Below are 20463 nucleotides of genomic sequence, written 5' to 3'. Positions count from 1 at the left end.
CGGACTTTTAATCCGGGTGTCCCGCGTTCGAGTCGCGGATGGCTCACCACGCCCCCATCGTCTAGCGGCCTAGGACACCGCCCTTTCACGGCGAAGGCACCGGTTCAAATCCGGTTGGGGGTGCCATTGCTTAAAAACTCTTTCCAGTAACTGGAAAGAGTTTTTTTCATAACGGAATATCTTCCCTTGTTTTGGCGAACACTAGTCAAAAACGGAGGGAATAATTGTGAATAGAACTTGGATTGCCATTGTTGTTGCGGCACTGATAATTGGCGGTGCGTGGTACCTAAACAGCCGCAGAGGAGCTGTGACCTATCAGGACGGAACATACGAGGCGAGAACAGCAGAGGACGCTCACGGCAATTATGGCACAATTGAGATCAAGATTGAGAATGGAAAGATCACTGCAGTTGATTTTGTTGAATACGGCAGTGACGGAAAGCCTAAAGGCGCTGATTACCCCTGGCAGCAGGCGGTTGAAGCGGTTCCCGAATATGAAAAGCAGCTGATTGAAAAGCAGAACCCTGACAAGGTTGACACTATTTCCGAAGCGACTGGGACTGGCGAGATATTCAAGGAGGCAGCTAAAGAAGCTTTAAAGAAAGCAGCGGGATAAAAAAACAAGGCTCCTAATGGAGCCAAGTATCTATACTCTGGAGCGGATGACGGGTCTCGAACCCGCAGCCCTCGGCTTGGGAAGCCGATACTCTACCAATTGAGCTACATCCGCCTGACAACAATATTGTACCACAACTCTATGAAAAGACAATTCTTGACGAACTGATCTTCGGGTGGTATAATTAGTTTTGGTTGTGCGCCTATAGCTCAGAGGATAGAGCACCGGCCTCCGGAGCCGGGTGCGCAGGTTCGAGTCCTGCTAGGCGCGCCATTTTGAAGCTTAGTACCGTGAAACAGTGAGATGTTTCACGGTTTTTTTATGCAGGAAATGCGGGGAATATGCAGAAGCAAGTAGCAATAAAATGCAGCAAGGAGGAGATCGATGTGTCTGCAAGGATAATTGATGGCAAGCGAATTGCCCAAGGCATTCGCAGCGGCCTTGCTCAAAAAATCCTGGAACTGCTGGCCGAGGGCAAAGCTAGACCTGGTTTGGCGGTAGTGCTGGTTGGAGACAATCCAGCTTCACGCTTGTATGTCAGCATGAAGCAGAAGGCCTGCCAAGAGGTGGGCATCTATTCAGAGGAGCACAGACTGCCTGCTGATACTACTCAGGATAAGCTCTTGGCTTTAGTTGATGAGCTCAACCATGATCCAAAGATACATGGAATTTTAGTGCAGCTTCCGCTTCCGGATCACCTAGACGAAGAAGCGGTTATTATGCGCATCAGTCCGGATAAGGATGTGGATGGATTCCATCCGATTAATGTCGGGAGATTGTGCATTGGAACCAAAGCATATGTTCCCTGCACTCCAGCGGGAATTATGAGAATGCTTGATGAAATCAACTTCGATCCGGCCGGAAAAAAGGCGGTTGTGATTGGACGCAGCAACATTGTCGGCAAGCCGGTGGCTCAGTTGCTCCTTCAGCGAAATGCAACCGTCACTATCTGCCACTCAAGGACGAAAGATCTGATTGCTGAGTGCAGGCAGGCCGATATCCTAGTGGCAGCGGTGGGACAGCCGGAGATGGTGAAAGCTGATTGGGTCAAGCCTGGCGCTGTTGTGATTGATGTCGGCATCAACCGGCGGGGTAAAAAGACAGTCGGCGATGTTGACTTTGAAAATGTTAAAGAAGTAGCTGGGTGGATAACACCGGTGCCGGGCGGAGTTGGTCCCATGACTATTGCGATGCTGCTGACAAATACAGTATCAGCTGTACAATAAGATAGACCAGAGACGCTTCCGATCATGGCAGGCGTCTTTTTTTCGCAGGAGTTCTATCAGGCTTTCAAGAATATATGATTAAGTTAATATATGTAATTATCGAGGAGTTCATCCAATGATTAAATTGCTCGAACGTATAGGTGAGGTTGCTAGGCTGATTTTCGAAACAATCTACTACATAATTCGTGGTGATGTTGAAGTAAGAAGCACTGCCAAACAGATGGTGGAGTTAGGGGTAAGATCGATCCCATTGGTGCTGGTTATAAATGGATTTACCGGTATGGTGTTTTCTCTGCAGGTGGCTCAGGAATTGAAATCTTTTGGTGCAGAGTCATTAATTGGACAGCTGCTTGGGCTTGCAATTATCAGAGAATTAGGAGCGGTGTTAACTGGAGTCGTTGTTGCCGGACGCGCCGGTTCGGCGATTGCAGCCGAAATTGGAACGATGAAAGTCACTGAGCAGATTGATGCGTTAAAGGCGCTGGCAACCAGCCCAGTGCAGTATTTGGTTGCTCCGCGATTCTTAGCCTGCATGATCATGGTGCCGGCTTTGACTGTTTTTGCCCATTTAATCGGGATGTTTGGCGGCTATGTAGTTGCGGTCAATCAGGTTGGCATTATACCGAGGGTGTTTTATCAGTCTTCAATTCGCTCAATCAGGTTTTATGACATCAGCTGCAGTCTAATTAAAGCAGCAGTGTTTGGCATTATTGTTGCTGTTTGCGGATGTGTGTACGGCCTTAAAACTGATCGGGGCGCTCAGGGTGTGGGGACAGCCACTATCGCGGCTGTGGTCAGCAGTATGATCGGAATTTTTATATCTAATTATTTTCTCTCAGCCTTGATGTGGTAGGTATGGAGGACAAGAAATGTTCAATCTAAAAGATGTTTGTTTTAGTGCTGATGGTAATGAGATCTTAAAAAAGATCAATCTTTCGATCGAGCCAAGCGAGATCTTTGTCATTATGGGTTTAAGCGGAGCCGGGAAGAGTACGATTCTGCGCTTGTTAAACGGATTGATTCGTCCTACTTCTGGTGCTGTAATCGTTGATGGCAGAGATATCAGCAGAGCTTCTGAGCAAGAACTGACTCAAGTCCGCAGGCAGGTGGGCATGGTATTCCAATCAGCTGCATTATTTGACTCTCTTACAGTGGCCGAAAATGTCGGTTTTGCTTGGCGAAAGGAAAAACTTACCAAGGCTGAACTGGCCAATAGAATCAAGGAAACTTTAGCTTTAGTCGGTCTCAGCGGGATTGAAAATAAGATGCCGGCTGAACTCAGCGGCGGCATGCAGAAGCGGGTGGGCTTGGCAAGGGCAATTGCCATGAAACCGCAGGCTATTCTGTACGATGAGCCAACTTCGGGTTTGGATCCAATGACGAGCAACACTATTCTTCAGCTCATTAAAGATCTAAACCAGCAGCTGAGAGTAACTTCGGTAGTGGTGACCCACGATTTAGCGGGTGCTTTCGAGATTGCGGACCGAATTGCACTTTTGAACAATGGTGAAATCATTTTTGTGGGAACACCTGATGAAATGAAAACTGCTGATATGCCGTTAGTGAAGAAGTTTCTGGCTGGAGGCCATGCTGGACAGGGGGGGTATTAATGCAGTTATCGCCAGAGATAAAAGCGGGAGTGACCGTGCTGTTAAGTATAATTTTGTTTGCCACCATGGCTATGGCTGTGGGTAGAATTGATTTTAAACGTGGAGAATCAGTTGAGCTGACGCTGAGCTATCAGAATGTCGATGGACTGCTTGAAGGAGCGCCGGTTCGCTATGCCGGTGTTAATGTTGGCAATGTTACTGCGGTGCAGCTTGCCAGCAGCGCGGTACTGGTGCAGATACGTTTAGATCGGGAACTGATTATCCCTGCGGATTCTCGATTTGTAATCGCAACTTCGGGGGTTTTGGGCGACAAATATATTGAGATCCAGCCGGGTCAAGCCCAAGAGCCATTAGATATTACGGGAGTTATCGCCGGAGTAAATCCGGTCAGTATTGACAGCATGATTCATGAAGTAGAGAGAGGTCTGCGCAGTCTTAACCAGGTTATCGCTTCAATTACTGAAATAACCGCTTCTGATGAGATTCAAGCGAGTATAGCTGAAGCTGGACTGCTGCTTAAAGATACCGTTGAAAGCTTGAAAACTGCGGTTGACCAAGTTGCGAACGTGGCTGTCACCGTCCAAACCGTGGTTGACGATGTTTCGGTATTGACTGAGCAGATTCCAGAGCTAGATCTGCGCTCAACTTTTGCTGATATTCAAAGATTTTCTCAACAGCTGGCCAGCGTCAATTTGGTTGATCCGATTAATAAGTTCAATCAGTTTGCGTCACAGCTGAATACTATACCTTTAAAAGAACTGGCAGAAGATGTGCAGCAGCTTACCCAGCAGCTGGCTGCTATAGATTTGGCAGCGATCGAATCTGATTTGAAACAGTTTACAGCAATGCTGGCTGCAGTTGAGATTCAGCCGCTCGTTGATGAGATCATGGTTGTTACTGCCCAGATCAAAGGGCTTGAACTCGATAAGCGCGGCGAAGAAATCGCTCAGTTTACAGCCCAGTTAGCTGAAGTTCCACTAAAGGAAATTGCATCTGACCTGCAGCTTGTCGCTGACAATCTTACCAATGTGCCGATTGCCGATATTGGCAGCAACATTCATGATCTAAGTGTCAAATTAACTCAGCTGCCGATTGAACAGATTGTGGCTGATCTGCAGGTGGTAACCGGTGAGCTCAGCAGTATCGGCTGGAATGACATGGCTGCGCAGCTGGCAGACTTTACCGGCGAACTGGCTGCGTTTGACTTTGAAGCGCTGCTCTCAGGTGTAACTGAGGATTTACACAGCTTTTCCCATACACTGGCGAGCTTAAAACTGGATGAACTGCTGGCCGGAGTAAATGATGTGGTTGTAAATCTAAAAGAAGTCAGCACTGCGGTTGATCCCGAGAGCGTAGCAGCGGTTATGGCAGATTTAGAAGGTATTTCTGCTAATGTTCACGCGGTAACAAAAGAGATCAACACCATGATCGTTCAGCTGAACGCTGATGTGCAGAGTTTCAGCGGCGAATCACTGCTGGCATTGAACAACATTAAAAGTATTGTAGCTGGGGTTGAGCAGAGCATCGCCAGCATAAATCTCTTTATTGAGGATGTAACCGCCGAAGGAGAAACTGCGCAAAATCTTAGAACAACGCTAGCTAATATTGAAGCTGGAACAGGTGAACTGACTCAGGTTTTAACCAAAATATCGACCAGCATCAGCTCAGACTCAGGAGTATTTTCTGATCTGCAGGATACTATAGCCACAATTCAAAAGCTGAATGAGGACATTGAAAAAGTTAAGACTATGGGTGAAAAGGTTAATATCAAATCAAATTGGAGCGCTCACTACAGCCTGTCACCGGATCGGCGCTTAATGGCCAACATCGATTTTGAATTTTGGCCGCAGGATGGCAATTCCTTTATCTTAGTGGGCATTAGCGATATTTTAGGAAATGAAGGAAACCATCTGCAGCTTCAGTACGGCCGTCAAACCGGAATCCTGCGGCAGCGCTATGGAATTATCGATACCAGTTTAGGTATTGGTTTAGATGGGCAGGTTACCGATAAATGGGGTTTAACCGCGGAGTTAAAGGATTTGACAACTGGAACCCCTACCCTTACCCTGCAGGCGGACTACTCGTGGACGCCGGATTGGGTAATCGGCTTAGTGCTGGAAGATGTGCTTCATCAGGAAGGATGGAGAATTGGAATCGAGCGGCGATTTTAGTTTGCTCACAAGTTAACAGCTGAATTTGGTTAAACTAAAGGTACATCACAAAAGGGGGTGTACCTTTGGTTAAAAAAGCAGCAGTTGTTTTCTTACTGGTTGTTTCCATAGTTTCCTTTGGCTGGCTTCTAAGGCAGCCGGCGCAGATTCCCATTGAGGATGGGGTAGAGTCACAGGAGCAGAGGGGTAATTGGGAAGAACCGGTAGTAAGGGTAGTACAGAATGTAGGACCGGCTACAGTTAAGATCGAAACCTCGGCCAAGGTTGTTGTGGATCAATTTTTCTTCCAGACGCTGGAAGAGCAGCAGGGCATTGGTTCAGGTGTAATTTACCGAGCGGACGGATATATACTTACCAACCATCATGTGGTTGCTGATGCGGATCAAATCACAGTCAGGCTCCAGGATGGACGCAGCTTTACGGCAGAAATTGTCGGCAGCGATGAGCTGTCAGATTTAGCGGTATTGAAGATAGAAGCTCAGGATCTGCCGGTGGTTTCCCTGGGCAACTCCAATGAAATTCGAGTCGGACAGCAGGTGATAGCCATCGGCAATCCCCTCGGGCAGGACAATACTGTAACAAACGGTGTTGTCAGTGCTGTCAACCGGGATTTACTGGTCGATCCAGAGAACAACCGCTATCTAGAGGGAATGATTCAGACGGACGCAGCGATCAATCCGGGTAACTCAGGAGGACCGCTCGTAGATCTCAACAGCCAAGTGATCGGAATCAATACCGCCATTATTGCTCAAGCACAGGGCATTGGCTTTGCGATTCCGTCCTCCAGCGCTAAACTGATTGCCGATCAGATTATTGAACATGGTAAGCCGCTGCGTTTAGGAGTGTTGGGAGGTTCGCTGTTTCCTGCTTTGGCTGAAACAATTCGCGATCAGACCGATGTGAAAATTGCGGTGGAACGCGGAGCCTTTATCACGAGAGTGATCAGCGACAGTCCTGCCGACAAGGCTGGACTGCGGGCGGGAGACATCATCGTAGCGGTAAATGGGCAGGAGATTGCCGGAATGCGGGAGCTTAGGGATGCGGTGCAGAATACCGGGTTTGGCGGAATTCTCCAGCTTGAGTACTATCGTGGTGAAGAACGACAGCAGGCTGAGGTTCGACTTTGATCCAGGGATATAAACCCTGGATTATTTTTTGGGGGAGGATCGGGATGAATATTTTGATTATCTGTGTGGGGAAGGTGCGGGAAAAGTTTTTTACGGCAGGCATTAATGAATATCTAAAGCGGCTTAAGGCCTATGCTAAAGTAGAAATTAAAGAGGTTAAGGATGAGTCGTTTACGGAGCCATTAAGTGAAAAAAATGCTCAGGCTGTGATGGAAAAAGAAGCAGATCGGATTTTAGCTGCGATTCCAGATCGGTATTATGTGATTGCGCTTGATCGAAAAGGAAAACAGCTGAGTTCTCGAGAATTAGCCGCACTTTTAGAGGAGCGGGGTTTATATGGGCAGGGCAATATTGCATTGATTATTGGCGGAGCCTTAGGATTAGCAGAATCGGTCATTAACCGCTCCGATTACATTCTCTCATTTTCGAAAATGACTTTTCCTCACCAGCTGATGCGATTGATCCTTGTAGAGCAGGTCTATCGTGCTATGACAATCATGCGTAATGAGAAATATCATAAATGATTGATACTTTCGACACGGGTCGAAGCAGGAAATAAAAAGAAATTAACGAAATACATAATTAGACAGGGAGGGAGTGGAGAACCATTGAGATGGAATAAGATTTCTGATGCAGTTGTTCGCAGACTGCCGCTTTACCTTCGTGTTTTAGATGAAGTGGCGCGAGTCGGAGAAACTCAGATGATTTCTTCCCAAGAATTGGGCGACAAAGCCGGAGTTGGTTCAGCTTTGGTTCGCAAAGATTTAGCCTGGTTCGGAGAATTCGGGAAGCAGGGTGTAGGATATGAAGTAGAGTTTCTGCGCAGAGAGTTGAAGCGGATTTTGAATTTAGACAAGGAACATAAAGTTGTCCTCGTAGGAGCTGGAAGTTTAGGTATTGCTTTGGCTCGTTATAATATTCGCAGGTATAACACTGACGACAGTTTTAACTTAAAGATCATCGGGCTGTTCGATCATGACCCTACCAAGCTGGGAAGGATCTTCGAGGGGATTGAAGTCCGTTCCTTAGATGAGCTGGAAAACTTTGTGCGGGAAAACAATGTGAAAATGGCGATTATCACGGTTCCCGCAGATGCGGCTCAAGATGTGGCAGTGCAGCTGGTTAGAGGTGGCGTGGGGGCAATTCTTAACTTTGCGCCAATCAAATTGAATGTTCCTGAGCATGTTCAAGTTGCCAGCGCTGATTTAACGCTTGAGCTGCAGCGTTTAGCCTATTATCTAAGCGAAGAACAAATATAAGCCAGGGTTGACTTCCTGGCTTTTACCTTTCATACAGTCCCGCGGTGACCATGTGGTCCTTGTTGGCATCGACCTCATAACCGCCAAGTTTCTCGCGGAAATAGTTTAGTTCGTCGATTGTATCCTGGAGCATGCTGATTGTGCGGTTGATTTTATCCTGATTCAGTGATAGGTTGGACTCCCACCATGCCTTTGTCGTTGCCAGTGCTTCTCTGATCCGGAACAAGCATGCTTGCGTATATTCCTGCTCATTCATGTAATCCATTGCAATCACTCCCGTAAAACTATTTTATCCTAAAAAAAAGTTTATTTTCATCTATATTTTTGATATACTATTCAGGGTAAGTTTGTATCGTGTGGAAGGATGTCAGTGATGAATATATTATCCAATCAGAAGCAAGAATTAGCAGCACTGATTAAGACCGCCTTAAAACAGCTGATTGTCCAGGAAAACTTGCAGCTTGCAGAACTGCCGGAAGTATCTTTGGAAATACCAAAGGATAAAGCTCATGGTGATTTTGCATCAAATATAGCACTTGTTTTGGCGAAACCTGTCGGCATGAAACCAAGAGATCTTGCTGAAAAGATTGCTGCGCTTTTGCGCTCGCATGATGTAATTGAGAAGATCGAAGTTGCCGGTCCGGGTTTCATTAATTTTTTCCTGACAAAGCAGTGGTTATACGATGTGCTGGAAGCAATCGAAACCCAGCAGCTGAGCTATGGAGCTTCCGAACACGGCGGAGGCGAAAAACTCCTGCTGGAGTTTGTCAGTGCTAATCCTGTCGGGCCGATGAATGTCGTTAATGCCCGGGCTGCTGCCATTGGGGATACCTTGGCAAACCTATTTGAAGCAGTTGGATATGATGTAGCGACAGAATATTATGTCAATGACGCCGGAGTGCAGACAGAAGTTTTCGGCCGCTCCTTACTGGCTCGCTACCGTCAGTTGGAAGATCCGAGCTATCCATTCCCAGAAGATGGTTATCCCGGTGAATATGTAACTGATCTGGCGAAGAAGTTGAAAGCAGAAGCGGTTGATTTTGATCAGATGAGCGAGGAAGAGCAGCTGGAATACTGCCGCACTTGGGGTATTGATCAAATGGTTGAATCCCAAAAAGCGGACTTGGCTAAGTTCAATGTAGAATTTGATCGCTGGTTTAGGGAGCAGGACCTGCACAGCGCCAATAAGCTGGAAGAGATTATCCAGATTCTGACAGACCGCGGCTATATGTACGAAGCCGAGGGCGCACTGTGGTTCCGCTCCACTGATTTTGGCGATGATAAAGACAGAGTAATTATTAAAAATGACGGTACTTACACTTATGTAACTGCGGACATTGCTTACCATTATAATAAGCTGCAGCGCGGTTTTACAAAGCTGATCGATATTTTAGGACCGGATCACCACGGCTATATAGCCAGAATGAAAGCTGCTGTTCAGGCACTGGGCTATCCGGAAGATGCTCTTGAAATCTTGATTCTCCAGTATGTAGCTCTCCTGAGAGATGGTCAGCAGGTAAAAATGTCCAAACGGGCCGGGGAGTTTATCAGTCTGCAGGACCTGTTGGATGAAGTTGGCAGAGATGCAGCCCGTTATTTCTTTGTAATGCGCAGTTTAGACTCGCATTTGGACTTTGATCTGACTTTAGCTGCGGAACAGAGCAATGAGAATCCTGTCTACTATATCCAGTATGCTCATGCCCGGATCTGCAGCATTTTGGCTCAAGCTGAGCAGCAGAATATAGGGGTTAAGTCTATTAACACAGTTGAATGTAAGCTGTTAAACCAAGAATTGGAAATAGATTTAATCAAAAAACTAGCCGAGCTGCCAGATGAAATTTTAACTGCAGCAGTAGAAAGAGCTCCTCATCGAATTGCTCGCTATGCCTTAGACTTGGCCGGTTTGTTCCATTCATTCTACACACACTGCCATATCTTGGGTGAGCAGGATGCGCTTAGAGATGCCCGGTTAGTGTTGGTTAACTGTGTGCGGATAGTGCTGCAGAGAGTACTGCAGCTGATGGGTATTTCTGCACCGGAACGGATGTAGAGGAGGTCTCCTATGGGCATCTCACAAGCTGGTAAGCTGATTTTGCAGGCCTTGAAAGCCAGTTGGGATCACTTCACGACTTTAATTGTGCTGAACCTAGCCTGGTTTTTCCTGTGGCTTCTGCCGATGTTCATTAATTCAATCACCAGCGACAATCTGGTGTGGTTTTTGATATGTGTGGCAGCATCCCTGTTTCTGTTAGGACCGGTCACTGCTGCCATCCAGCATTTGATCAACCAGATTATTCGCCATGATGAGCTTTCAGTAAGTGAATTTATCCAGGCCTTTAAAAAATATTTTTGGCGCAGTCAGGGATTGGTGCTGATAGGTATCGTTACGATCCTTTTGATCGTGGTTAATTTTACGATTACCTCAGGCAGTGCCTCGTTCATAATGCGCGTTATTACAGGAATGTGGCTGTATTTAGCGCTGTTCTGGCTGCTTGTGGCGCAGTTCGTATTTCCATTTTTGGTACAGTACGATCTTGGCGTATGGACAATAATCAAACGTTCGGCAATGTTGGTTGTGGACAACCTATTGGTCAGTCTTATCCTGCTGTTAGTATGCGGTCTGCTGACGTTTATTTCTTTGTTTTTAGTAATTCCATTTGTAATTTTGTGGTTCACCGTAATAAGTCTCATGCAGAACCTTATTATGGTAGAATTATTGGAAAAATATAGTAATGGTCATAGTAAAGAAGTGGAGTAAGGAGGATGCTCGCAATGACCAAGTATATTTTTGTAACCGGCGGTGTAGTTTCCAGCCTGGGAAAAGGGATAACTGCAGCATCGCTTGGTAGACTATTGAAAAATCGCGGTTTAAAAGTAACCAGTTTAAAGCTGGATCCATACATTAATGTAGACCCCGGCACGATGAGCCCGTTTCAGCACGGAGAAGTTTTTGTAACCGATGATGGTGCAGAGACTGACTTGGATCTTGGTCATTATGAGCGCTTTATCGATACTAATCTATCCAGACGGTGCAATGTTACAACAGGCAAAATCTATTGGTCCGTGCTGTCGAAAGAAAGGCGGGGTGATTATCTCGGCGAGACAGTGCAGGTAATCCCTCATATTACTAATGAAATCAAAGAGCGGATCAAATGCGTAGCTGCAGACAGTGAGGCGGATGTCGTCATCGTTGAAATCGGTGGAACTGTTGGTGATATTGAAAGCCTGCCATTTTTAGAAGCGATCCGCCAATTTAAAAGTGATATCGGCAGAGACTCGTGCCTGTATATTCACGTAACGCTTGTGCCTTATATTCAAACTGCTAAAGAGCTGAAGACGAAACCCACGCAGCACAGCGTTAAGGAGCTGCGTTCGATCGGTATTCAGCCCGATATTATTGTCTGCAGAAGCGAATCAGAGCTGCCTGAAGATGTTAGGGCGAAGATTGCTCTGTTCTGTGATATTGAAAAAGAAGCTGTAATCCCCAATACGGATGTTTCTTCCATCTATGAGGTCCCACTGCTGTTGGCCGGGGAGGGTTTGGACCGCATTGTCTGCGAAAAACTGAACCTTGACTGCGGCGAGCTGGATATGCGGGAATGGGAGCAGCTTGTGGAAGCAATTAAGAATCCTAAGCACAAGGTTAAAGTGGCAATTGTTGGGAAATATGTGGCTCTACCCGATGCATATTTGAGTGCAGTTGAAGCTCTGCGCCATGCTGGATTTGCAGAACGCACCGATGTGGAGATTGTTTGGGTGGAAGCAGAGAGTCTGGAGTCAGGCGATATCAATGCGAGTCCGCTGACTGAAGTAGACGCCATTTTAGTTCCCGGTGGGTTTGGCTCAAGAGGAATTGAAGGTAAAATTAATGCTGTGCGCTATGCGCGGGAAAATAACATTCCCTTCTTGGGAATCTGCATGGGCATGCAGTGCGCAGTAATTGAGTTTGCCCGATCCGTTTGCGGATTGGAAAATGCTAACAGCTCTGAGTTTAAAGATGGTGGAGAACAGGTAATTGCTTTAATGCCGGACCAGCAGAATCAGGTCAACAAAGGCGGCACAATGCGGCTTGGACTCTATCCCTGCGTTTTAGACCGCGGGTCCAAGAGCTGGCAGCTCTATCAGTCCGATACAGTTCAGGAAAGACACCGCCACAGATACGAGTTTAACAATGCTTATCGTAAACTGATGGAAGAGCATGGAATGCTGTTTGCGGGAGTATCGCCCGACGGTGTTTTGGTAGAGGTGATTGAACTTCCGGATCATCCTTGGTTCGTGGCATGCCAGTTCCATCCTGAGTTCAAATCAAGACCGAATAATCCCCATCCTTTATTCAAAGGTTTTGTGGGAGCAGCGCTTAAAAAACAGGGGTCAGAGCTATAATCTGACCTTTTTTGCATAAAATGGCAAATCTCGTTGCATACTCTCTGATAGAAAGGGGTATGCATAATGAGATATCTAAAGGTTTTGGTGATCGTATTTGCGCTGATGGCACTTGCTCCTCAGACAGCTTTTGGAAACAGTACCAGTTTTAAATATGGCGAGATTATTGAAGTGTTTCCGGAGCAGCATAAGGTGCGGGTGGTGATCGGCGGTCAAATGGATATTTTTGTTCTGGACAGCAGCGCCCAGATTTACAGAAACGGTATCCCGACTTCGCTTGTTTCTGCCCGACCTATTGCCGAAGGCTGCTTTCAAGACGGACTGTTCTTTTTTAATGATCAAGGCCGAGTGGTACTGATGCTTGTCAACTACACCATCGATGAAATTCAAGACCAATCTGGAGCTTATCTGATCTACTATGATATCTTTGGCACTGTTAAAGATATGGAACAATCCCCCACAGTCATAGAGGGATCCGCCGATTTATAGCGAATATTAGCAAGAGAAAAGATAGGGGGAAGTGTAAATTGCTGCTTTCTGGAGAGAGAACTATGGCTATATATTGTCCAGCTTGTGAAGAACTGCATTACCATAACTTTTCGCTGTTCCAACTGTCTAGTTCTCCTCGGGCGTTTCATTGTATTTGCGGCTTTACGCAAGCTCAGATTACGAAACATCACCGCCGCTACGAAGTGAGTTTACTGACTCCATCGGGGGAGGGAGTACGGCTGCTGTTTACATTTAGAGATTTCTGGTCAGCGCCGCTGCTTACGTTCTATTCTCCGGAAGAAGGAGATGTTTTAGGCTTTTTCGGCGAGAAAAAAAGTGTTGAAGAGGCTGCAACTGATTTTGACAGCGATTTTCTTGAACCTGATGATTTTTTTGCTCCGGAAATTATGACTGAAATTTTAGCTTACTTGCAAAAATTAGCTTCTGCGCATAAAATTGGCTGTACCTGCAGCAACCCTTCAGTGGGAATCGACGTTTATCCTGATAAAGTTGAGCTAGTCTGCTCTAACTGTGGAAGCGCAATTTTAATGAGTGCTGTGAGTGAAGAAGATATTGTTAGACTGTACAGTCTGTCGGAACTGAGGATGAAACCGGCATCATATACATATTTAGGCGAATGGCTTAAGCCAATTCGCTGATTGAGGGGGAGTTTTTGTTGTTAGTATCAGCGAAGGAATTATTTCAAGAGGCGAGACGAGGAAAATACGCTGTAGGTGCTTTCAATGTAAATAACATGGAGATCTTACAGGCAATTGTTGAAGCAGCCGAAGAAGTTAAATCTCCTGTTATTATCCAAGCCAGTCAAGGCGGATTAAAGTACGCCGGAATTGAGTACATAGCGGAAATGGGTAAGCTCGCAGCTGCCAAGGCTAAGGTTCCTTTAGCCTTGAATCTTGATCATGGAACTGACTTTGCTCAGGTTGTGCGCTGTATCCGCCATGGTTTTTCGGCAGTCATGATCGATGGTTCACAGCTGTCATTTGAAGAAAATATTGCTGTTACCAAAAAGGTTGTGGAAGTAGCTCATCCTAATGGTGTCTCGGTAGAGGCTGAGCTTGGTAAAATCAGTGGTGTTGAAGATGATGTTGTAGTAGCAGCTCACGACGCTCTCATGACTGATCCTGATGAAGCCGCCGAGTTTGTAGAACGGACCAATTGCGATGCTTTGGCCATTGCCATTGGCACTGCTCACGGAGTATACAAAGGAGAGCCAAAGTTAGATTTTCAGCGGTTGAACGAAATCGCCAGCAGAATTGATACTCCACTGGTGCTCCATGGAGCTTCCGGAGTTCCAGATGAAGCCATTCAAAAAGCTATCTCTTACGGGATCGTCAAGATCAATATTGATACAGATCTGCGCGTATCATTTTCGCAGGCAGTAAAAGATACTCTTAATGCAAATCCGAATGAAATCGATCCCCGCAAGATTCTTGGGCCAGCTAAAGCGGCAATGAAAAAAGCTGTAATAGCTAAAATGAAGCTGTTTGGCTCGGCTGGTAGAGCGTAGGAGTTTGTGGATTGGATCTGCGGATCCAATCCACTGGAAATGAGGTGTTCATTGTTTGGAAATTGCTGAATTGGAAAGCATGACGACGGCTGACCTTCAGTCTATTGCTAAAAAGTTATCAATCCCGTATTCTAATTTGCGAAAAAAGGATCTAATCATCCAGATACTCAAAGCAGAAACGGAGCAGGACGGGCTGCTGTTTATCAGTGGAATATTAGAAATTATGCCGGATGGATTTGGTTTTTTAAGAGTTGACAACTACACGCCTGGTGTTGATGATGTATATGTCTCCCCTTCTCAGATTCGACGCTTTAATATGCGAGTTGGAGACGAAGTGCTCGGACAGGTGCGACCTCCGAAGGATGGCGAAAGATATTACGCCCTGCTGAGGGTTATTGCGATCAACCTGTCAAATCCAGAGTTAGCGACTAAGAGACCCCATTTTGATGAATTAACTCCGATTTATCCTAACCAACGCTTACGGTTAGAGACCGAACCCACCGAAATTACTACCCGACTTATTGATGTAATTGCCCCATTAGGCTTAGGCCAGCGCGGAATGATTGTTGCTCCTCCAAAAGCTGGTAAAACTACAATTTTGAAACAATTAGCCAATGCAATTACTGCAAATCACCCGGATATCGAACTGATAGTGCTGTTGATTGATGAAAGACCAGAGGAAGTAACTGATATGCAGCGCTCTGTTAATGGTGAGGTAATCAGCTCAACTTTTGACTTACCCCCAGAAAACCATGTTCGTGTAGCGGATATTGTGCTAGAGCGGGCAAAACGGTTAGTTGAGTCCGGCAAAGATGTGGTGATTCTCCTTGACAGCATCACCAGGCTTGCCCGCGCCCATAACTTGGTAGTACCCCCCAGTGGCCGCACCCTTTCGGGAGGTGTTGATCCGGCAGCCCTTCACCGTCCAAAGCGATTTTTCGGAGCTGCGCGTAAACTTGAAGAGCAGGGCAGCCTGACAATCTTGGCTACAGCGCTGATTGAAACTGGAAGCCGCATGGATGATGTGATTTATGAAGAGTTTAAGGGGACAGGAAATATGGAGCTGCATCTGGACCGCAAACTAGCTGAGCGGCGCATGTTTCCGGCAATTGATGTTTACCGGTCCGGAACCCGTAAAGAAGAACTGCTCCTCAACAGCGAAGAGCTCGAAGCAATGTGGATTCTCCGCAAGGCCATGGGGACCTTGGGTACAGCGGAAACTTTGGATTTGCTTTTAGAAAGATTGACGAATACCAAATCTAATGCGGAGCTTGTAGATTTAATAATTAATTCTAGTTTTGCGGAGAATTTGAGGAATACTTAAGAGGAATTTGCAAATATATGTAGAAAAGATTTTGTGTAAGGGTATGGCAGAGGAGGAAAACTATGAATGGTCGGCGGCGCTATCTAAGGCCATTATCTTTATTTGTGCTTATGGCCCTATTTAGTTTGTCATTAATTGGGCACTTAGATAGCAGGTTAAATATTGGTGGATTTGAATGGGAGGAGTTCGATGATTCTCCGGTTCAATCCCACAAGGCAGAAATCAACACGGAAATTTTAGAGGATGATACAACTGCATATGATCTACCAGAACTTGATAATCCAGATCCTGTAAAAGTCGCCAGCAGTGCTGTTGTAGATAACGGTCAAGATGAAAGCTCTGCTGCAGCTGGTCCAAGTTCAGATCAATCTGCCGCGGAAGCTGTGGATGAAAGCCGCACTGCCAAACCTGTTGCTAAGGTGGACGAGAACTTAATTCCTCAGACGCAGATACCCAGTCCTAATGTTGAGCGGGAGAAACCAACTGTATTAATTCATACTGTTCGCTCAGGTGAAACCTTATGGGATATAGCCAATTCGTATGGGATTACTGTCAGCCAAATTACTTCAGCTAATAATATTCAAAACAGTAATCGGATCCGAGTTGGGCAGGAGTTAAAGATTTTAACCGTTAAAGGTGTACTGCACAAAGTCGGACACGGAGAAAGTTTATGGGAAATTGCGCAGCGTTATGGAGTTTCCCTGGTTGAAATAGTAGATGCCAACAAGATCTCTAATCCATCTACAATTCAACCCGGTATGGAAATTGTAATTCCCGGCGCAACTCAGCTGCTGGTTAAAGATGCGCTGGTTGTTAACGGTCAGCTGCAGAAAGCTTTTGATTGGCCGGTGAAGGGAAGAATTTCATCGCATTTTGGTGCCCGGTGGGGCAGAATGCATAATGGTCTTGATGTGGCGGTTGTCACAGGGACTCCAGTTAGGGCTGCGGCTGACGGTAGGGTTACTTTTTCCGGCGATAACGGCGGCTATGGGTTAGTTGTTTACATCGATCATGGTAATCAGATTGAAACACGTTATGCCCACAACTCGCGCTTGGCTGTTAAAGTAGGCCAGCAGGTTAAGCGAGGAGACATTATTGCCTACAGCGGTAATACCGGTACTTCGACAGGACCTCATGTCCATTTTGAGATCAGATTTAAAGGTAATCCTGTTGATCCTTATAAATACTTGAAAGATTAATGGTGCAATTAATGCTTGTTCCATTAACTCTCCTATGATATAATTGGGAATGGTGTATTGAGAGAGTGAGGTGAAGGCGATGAAAGAAGGTATCCATCCAAACTACGGAGAAGCAACAGTTGCTTGTGCTTGTGGAGAGACCTTTGTTACTAAATCAACAAAAAAGGAAATTCGGGTTGAAGTTTGTTCGAAATGCCACCCATTCTATACAGGACAGCGCCAAAAAGTGGCCAGCAGTGGCGGTCGAATCGAACGCTTTCTCAAAAAATACGATTTACAGAGTGAGAATTAATTTTCTGGATATCTTTAAGCAGGGGGACTCCCCTGCTTTTAGTTTTTTATGAGGTTGGTGATTTATTTGGTAATTCTTGCTCCAATGGCAGGTGCAACAGATTTAGCTTTCCGATTAACTGTCAAGAGCTTTGGGTGCGATTTAGTGGTCAGTGAAATGATCTCTGCCCAAGGCTTAATTTATGATAATAAAAATACCAAAATCCTGCTGGAGTCGGATCCCCGTGAGCGCCCAATTGCTGTTCAGCTGTTTGGACATGATCCGAAAATTCTATCTCAAGCGGCATTAATTGCTGTTGAGCATTATCAGCCTGATATGATTGATCTGAACATGGGTTGTCCGACGCCGAAAATAGTAAAAAATGGTGATGGTGCTGCGCTCTTAAAGGAACCGACGCTGGTGAGTGAAATTGTAGCGGCAGTAGTCGAGAGCGCTACTGTTCCTGTAACAGTAAAAATTCGGATCGGTTGGGATCGGGACAGCATTAACTGTGTGGAGATTGCTGAGCAGATTGAAAAAGCTGGTGCGCACTGGATTGCAGTGCATGCTCGAACCAGGGAGCAGTTTTACAGCGGTGAGGCTGATTGGGAATGGATCCGCCGGGTTAAAGAAGCGGTGAATATTCCGGTAGTAGGCAACGGAGATGTGGATTCGCCGCAAAAGGCTGCAGAAATGATAGTGCAATCCGGCTGCGATCACATCATGGTTGGGCGTGGAGTGCTCGGTAAGCCTTGGCTGCTTAAGCACATCAAGCACTATCTAGAAACAGGGGAATTACTGCCTGAGCCAAGCTTGAGAGAGCGGTTGGCAGTGGCCTTGGATCATCTCAAATTAAAAATAGAGCTGCAGGGTGAAGAGCGAGCAGTAAGAGAAATGCGGTCGCATTTAGCGTGGTATCTTAAAGGTGTGCCTAACTCCAGTAAGGTGCGGGCAGCGATGAATCAGGTAAGCACTTATGAAGATGTAGAAGCTCTGCTCAACAGCTTAATGGAGATATAGTCTGCGATACTGTGAGGGGGTTCCTCCAGTCAGCTTGTTTTAATTGTGCTTGCCCGTAAAATTAGAATCTGATATGATTTATGTGTACAATAGTGTGCACAGGAGGACGCTGCCATGGATTTTGTTCGAATCGGCGACAAGTTGGTCAGCCGCGAAAAGCTTTATCGCGCTGTTGATCGAATCCTCGCCCTCAGATCGGCAGGCTTATCGCAGCAGGAAGCTGCCAATCAGATTGGGGTCGATCGCACGTTCGTCTCCCGCCTCGAAACTTTAGGAGAAGTCCGCAAGGGAGGAAGGATGGCGGTAATTGGCTTCCCGCTGGAAAATAAAGGTGAATTGGAAGATGTCTGTAAGAAACTCGGCGTTGATTATGCGCTGCTGATGACAGATGAGGAACGCTGGCATTTTGTTGAGTCAGTAAACGGCCTCGCTTTAATGAACAACCTGATGAAGATAATAGCTAATCTCCAGGATTTTGAAACTGTGGTGATGATCGGCTCTGATATGCGGATCCGATTAGCGGAGGCTCTCTTTGGTGATGCAGTTATCGGAGTCGAAATAGGAGAATCGCCGATCAAGCAGGATGTGTACTACAGGCCCGAAGATTTAACTAGGTTAATCTTAGAAATAAAGGGTGGAAATTAACGATGAAGCACATAGTGAGTGTCAGTATTGGTTCGAGCAAACGCGATCACGTGGCAGAGGTGAGTTTTCTAGGGCAGAGTTTTCGTCTAGAGCGGAAGGGCACCGATGGGGACATTAATAAAGCGATTGAGTTGATCCGCAGTTTAGACGGTAGAGTTGATGCATTCGGCATGGGTGGCATCGACATTTGGATTTGGGGCGGTAAACGGCGTTATACTTTTAGAGAAGCCAAAAAAATAGCCCGAGCAGCTGAGAAAACCCCGATGGTCGATGGTTCAGGATTAAAAAACACACTGGAACGCCGTGTGATTTATCAGCTAATGGAAATTCGTCCCGAACTGCTTCGCGATAAGAAGGTTTTAATGGTAAGTGCCATGGACCGCTTTGGGATGGCGGAAGCCTTTCATGATATCGGCTGTAAAACTATGTACGGTGACATTATTTTTGCTCTAGGAATGCCGATTCCTTTGTACAGCCTAAAATTGCTGCACAACGTAATTGCTCCTATTGCTGCTCCAATCGTGGTTCAGCTTCCTTTTAAACTGATTTATCCTATTGGTGAGAAGCAGGAAGAGCGGTATCCTGACAGCAGCTTTAAGAAGTATTACGAATGGGCAGACATCATTGCCGGAGATTTTCACATGATCAAAAAATATCTGCCGGAGCAAATGAGTGGAAAAACAATTATTACCAATACTGTCACTCAGGCGGATTTAGAACCTCTCCGCTCCAGTGGAATTAAACGCTTGATTACTACCACTCCTGAAATCCAGGGCCGTTCATTTGGAACAAATGTAATGGAAGCAATGATGGTAGCGTTTATGGAAAGAAGTTTAGATCGGATTCGGCCGGATGACTATAATGATCTGTTAGAGAAGCTAGAGTTTCAACCCCGCATTGAAGAATTGAATTAGCACTGCTCGTCCTGAAAAGGGCGGGCTTTTTTGTTTTAAGCAACACATGTAATAGAAAGATTAATTTTTGTTGACAGATTTGGAACAAAGTGGTAGCATTTAGATGAAACCAAATGGTACCATACTGGTTGCCGTGGTGGGTGGCAAGTGGTTGCTTGGTTCTAGGAGGAACAGCGATGGAACAGAGTAAAGGAAAGTTTTTATCAATTATTATTTTGGTTGTGGGGCTTGCTTTACATTGCCGGTAAAACACCCTTTGGCAACCTGCCAGGCCAGATTCAAGCACTGATATTTGCCGACAAGGCTGAGAATGTTACAATTTCCGGTGAAGGAATAATTGACGGTGGGAAGAATGCTCCGTTAACAGGCGACGATTTCCGCTAACCAGCAGCAAATCAATACAGATGGAATCGACCCGGATGGATGCCGCAATGTAACCATCAGTGACTGCAAGATTACTACCGGGGATGACTCCATCGTTATCAAAAGCACGGAAGGCGATCTGAGCGAGAACATCACGGTTACAAACTGTATCCTAAGTTCTCGTCACGCAGCACTAAAGCTTGGAACTGAAGCAATTGGTGATGTAAAAAACATTACTTTTTCTAACTGCGTAATCCGCAGCAATGTTGGGCTGGCACTGTATATGAAAGATGGAAGCAATTATGAAAATATTATTTT

23 protein-coding genes and 3 tRNA genes are annotated in these 20463 nt (G+C 45.9%); 24 read left to right on the top strand and 2 right to left on the bottom strand.

Annotation, left to right across the window (positions count from 1 at the left end; genetic code table 11):
- Positions 1 to 50: 50 nt before the first annotated feature.
- Both GX019_02605 and GX019_02600 read left to right on the top strand, forming a co-directional pair.
- Positions 51 to 126: transfer RNA gene (locus tag GX019_02605), tRNA-Glu, on the top strand.
- 100 nt (positions 127 to 226) lie between these two features.
- The gene (locus GX019_02600; GenBank protein HHT36047.1) at positions 227 to 616 is read left to right on the top strand and encodes an FMN-binding protein; all 390 of its coding nucleotides are present in this window, start codon (positions 227 to 229) and stop codon (positions 614 to 616) included.
- A gap of 38 nt (positions 617 to 654) precedes the next feature.
- On the opposite strand, the gene GX019_02595 is transcribed toward GX019_02600, so the two are convergent.
- Positions 655 to 730, bottom strand: a tRNA-Gly gene (locus GX019_02595).
- Between the two features lie 84 nt (positions 731 to 814).
- Here GX019_02595 and GX019_02590 point away from each other — a divergent pair.
- From GX019_02590 to GX019_02555, 8 genes are all read left to right on the top strand, one after another.
- Positions 815 to 889: transfer RNA gene (locus GX019_02590), tRNA-Arg, on the top strand.
- Between the two features lie 68 nt (positions 890 to 957).
- Positions 958 to 1842 (top strand): bifunctional methylenetetrahydrofolate dehydrogenase/methenyltetrahydrofolate cyclohydrolase FolD, encoded by an 885-nt coding sequence (gene folD / locus GX019_02585; GenBank protein ID HHT36046.1) that lies wholly within the window; start codon positions 958 to 960, stop codon positions 1840 to 1842.
- A 115-nt stretch (positions 1843 to 1957) separates the two neighbouring features.
- Complete coding sequence (locus tag GX019_02580) at positions 1958 to 2695, top strand: ABC transporter permease (protein HHT36045.1); 738 nt, start codon at positions 1958 to 1960, stop codon at positions 2693 to 2695.
- Positions 2696 to 2711: 16 nt separating this feature from the next.
- Positions 2712 to 3452: an ABC transporter ATP-binding protein gene (locus GX019_02575; GenBank protein HHT36044.1), complete on the top strand. Its 741-nt coding sequence runs from the start codon at positions 2712 to 2714 to the stop codon at positions 3450 to 3452.
- The gene (locus GX019_02570) at positions 3452 to 5623 is read left to right on the top strand and encodes an MCE family protein (GenBank protein HHT36043.1); all 2172 of its coding nucleotides are present in this window, start codon (positions 3452 to 3454) and stop codon (positions 5621 to 5623) included. The genes GX019_02575 and GX019_02570 overlap by 1 nt, the downstream gene beginning before the upstream one ends.
- 65 nt (positions 5624 to 5688) lie before the next feature.
- Complete coding sequence (locus GX019_02565) at positions 5689 to 6750, top strand: trypsin-like serine protease (GenBank protein HHT36042.1); 1062 nt, start codon at positions 5689 to 5691, stop codon at positions 6748 to 6750.
- Between the two features lie 44 nt (positions 6751 to 6794).
- Positions 6795 to 7274 carry a 23S rRNA (pseudouridine(1915)-N(3))-methyltransferase RlmH gene (rlmH, locus tag GX019_02560; GenBank protein HHT36041.1) on the top strand — a complete coding sequence of 160 codons (480 nt, stop codon included), beginning with the start codon at positions 6795 to 6797 and terminating at the stop codon, positions 7272 to 7274.
- 84 nt (positions 7275 to 7358) lie between these two features.
- Positions 7359 to 8009, top strand: a complete 651-nt coding sequence (locus tag GX019_02555; GenBank protein ID HHT36040.1) for a redox-sensing transcriptional repressor Rex — start codon at positions 7359 to 7361, stop codon at positions 8007 to 8009.
- 22 nt (positions 8010 to 8031) lie between these two features.
- Here the strand turns inward: GX019_02555 and GX019_02550 are convergent, their stop codons facing one another.
- Positions 8032 to 8274: a hypothetical protein gene (locus GX019_02550; GenBank protein HHT36039.1), complete on the bottom strand. Its 243-nt coding sequence runs from the start codon at positions 8272 to 8274 to the stop codon at positions 8032 to 8034.
- A gap of 108 nt (positions 8275 to 8382) precedes the next feature.
- On the opposite strand from GX019_02550, the gene GX019_02545 reads away from it, so the two are divergent.
- The 14 genes from GX019_02545 to GX019_02480 form a co-directional block, all read left to right on the top strand.
- Positions 8383 to 10059, top strand: coding sequence for an arginine--tRNA ligase (locus tag GX019_02545; GenBank protein HHT36038.1), 1677 nt, complete (start codon positions 8383 to 8385; stop codon positions 10057 to 10059).
- A 12-nt stretch (positions 10060 to 10071) separates the two neighbouring features.
- Positions 10072 to 10767: a DUF624 domain-containing protein gene (locus GX019_02540; protein HHT36037.1), complete on the top strand. Its 696-nt coding sequence runs from the start codon at positions 10072 to 10074 to the stop codon at positions 10765 to 10767.
- 14 nt (positions 10768 to 10781) lie between these two features.
- Complete coding sequence (locus tag GX019_02535) at positions 10782 to 12392, top strand: CTP synthase (protein ID HHT36036.1); 1611 nt, start codon at positions 10782 to 10784, stop codon at positions 12390 to 12392.
- A 66-nt stretch (positions 12393 to 12458) separates the two neighbouring features.
- Positions 12459 to 12881, top strand: coding sequence for a hypothetical protein (locus tag GX019_02530; GenBank protein ID HHT36035.1), 423 nt, complete (start codon positions 12459 to 12461; stop codon positions 12879 to 12881).
- A gap of 62 nt (positions 12882 to 12943) precedes the next feature.
- Entirely contained in the window at positions 12944 to 13540 is a 597-nt protein-coding gene (locus tag GX019_02525; GenBank protein HHT36034.1) for a hypothetical protein, read from the top strand.
- 14 nt (positions 13541 to 13554) lie between these two features.
- A complete protein-coding gene (locus GX019_02520) occupies positions 13555 to 14409 on the top strand; it encodes a class II fructose-1,6-bisphosphate aldolase (protein HHT36033.1) in 855 nt (284 codons plus the stop codon).
- A gap of 55 nt (positions 14410 to 14464) precedes the next feature.
- Positions 14465 to 15733: a transcription termination factor Rho gene (locus tag GX019_02515; protein ID HHT36032.1), complete on the top strand. Its 1269-nt coding sequence runs from the start codon at positions 14465 to 14467 to the stop codon at positions 15731 to 15733.
- A gap of 62 nt (positions 15734 to 15795) precedes the next feature.
- Entirely contained in the window at positions 15796 to 16932 is a 1137-nt protein-coding gene (locus GX019_02510) for a peptidoglycan DD-metalloendopeptidase family protein (GenBank protein HHT36031.1), read from the top strand.
- A gap of 79 nt (positions 16933 to 17011) precedes the next feature.
- Positions 17012 to 17224, top strand: a complete 213-nt coding sequence (rpmE, locus tag GX019_02505; protein ID HHT36030.1) for a 50S ribosomal protein L31 — start codon at positions 17012 to 17014, stop codon at positions 17222 to 17224.
- A 48-nt stretch (positions 17225 to 17272) separates the two neighbouring features.
- Positions 17273 to 18223, top strand: coding sequence for a tRNA dihydrouridine synthase DusB (gene dusB, locus GX019_02500; GenBank protein HHT36029.1), 951 nt, complete (start codon positions 17273 to 17275; stop codon positions 18221 to 18223).
- Positions 18224 to 18337: 114 nt separating this feature from the next.
- Positions 18338 to 18868: a helix-turn-helix transcriptional regulator gene (locus GX019_02495; GenBank protein ID HHT36028.1), complete on the top strand. Its 531-nt coding sequence runs from the start codon at positions 18338 to 18340 to the stop codon at positions 18866 to 18868.
- A 2-nt stretch (positions 18869 to 18870) separates the two neighbouring features.
- Entirely contained in the window at positions 18871 to 19782 is a 912-nt protein-coding gene (locus tag GX019_02490) for a quinate 5-dehydrogenase (protein ID HHT36027.1), read from the top strand.
- 228 nt (positions 19783 to 20010) lie between these two features.
- A complete protein-coding gene (locus tag GX019_02485) occupies positions 20011 to 20166 on the top strand; it encodes a hypothetical protein (protein HHT36026.1) in 156 nt (51 codons plus the stop codon).
- The coding region (locus tag GX019_02480) for a glycoside hydrolase family 28 protein (GenBank protein ID HHT36025.1) at positions 20156 to 20463 on the top strand (308 nt) is incomplete at its 3' end. The genes GX019_02485 and GX019_02480, both read left to right, overlap by 11 nt.

The organism is Bacillota bacterium (assembly GCA_012837335.1).
Taxonomy (GTDB): Bacteria; Bacillota; Limnochordia; order Darwinibacteriales; family DTU012; genus DTU012.
This window is presented reverse-complemented; position numbering and strand designations above follow the sequence as displayed.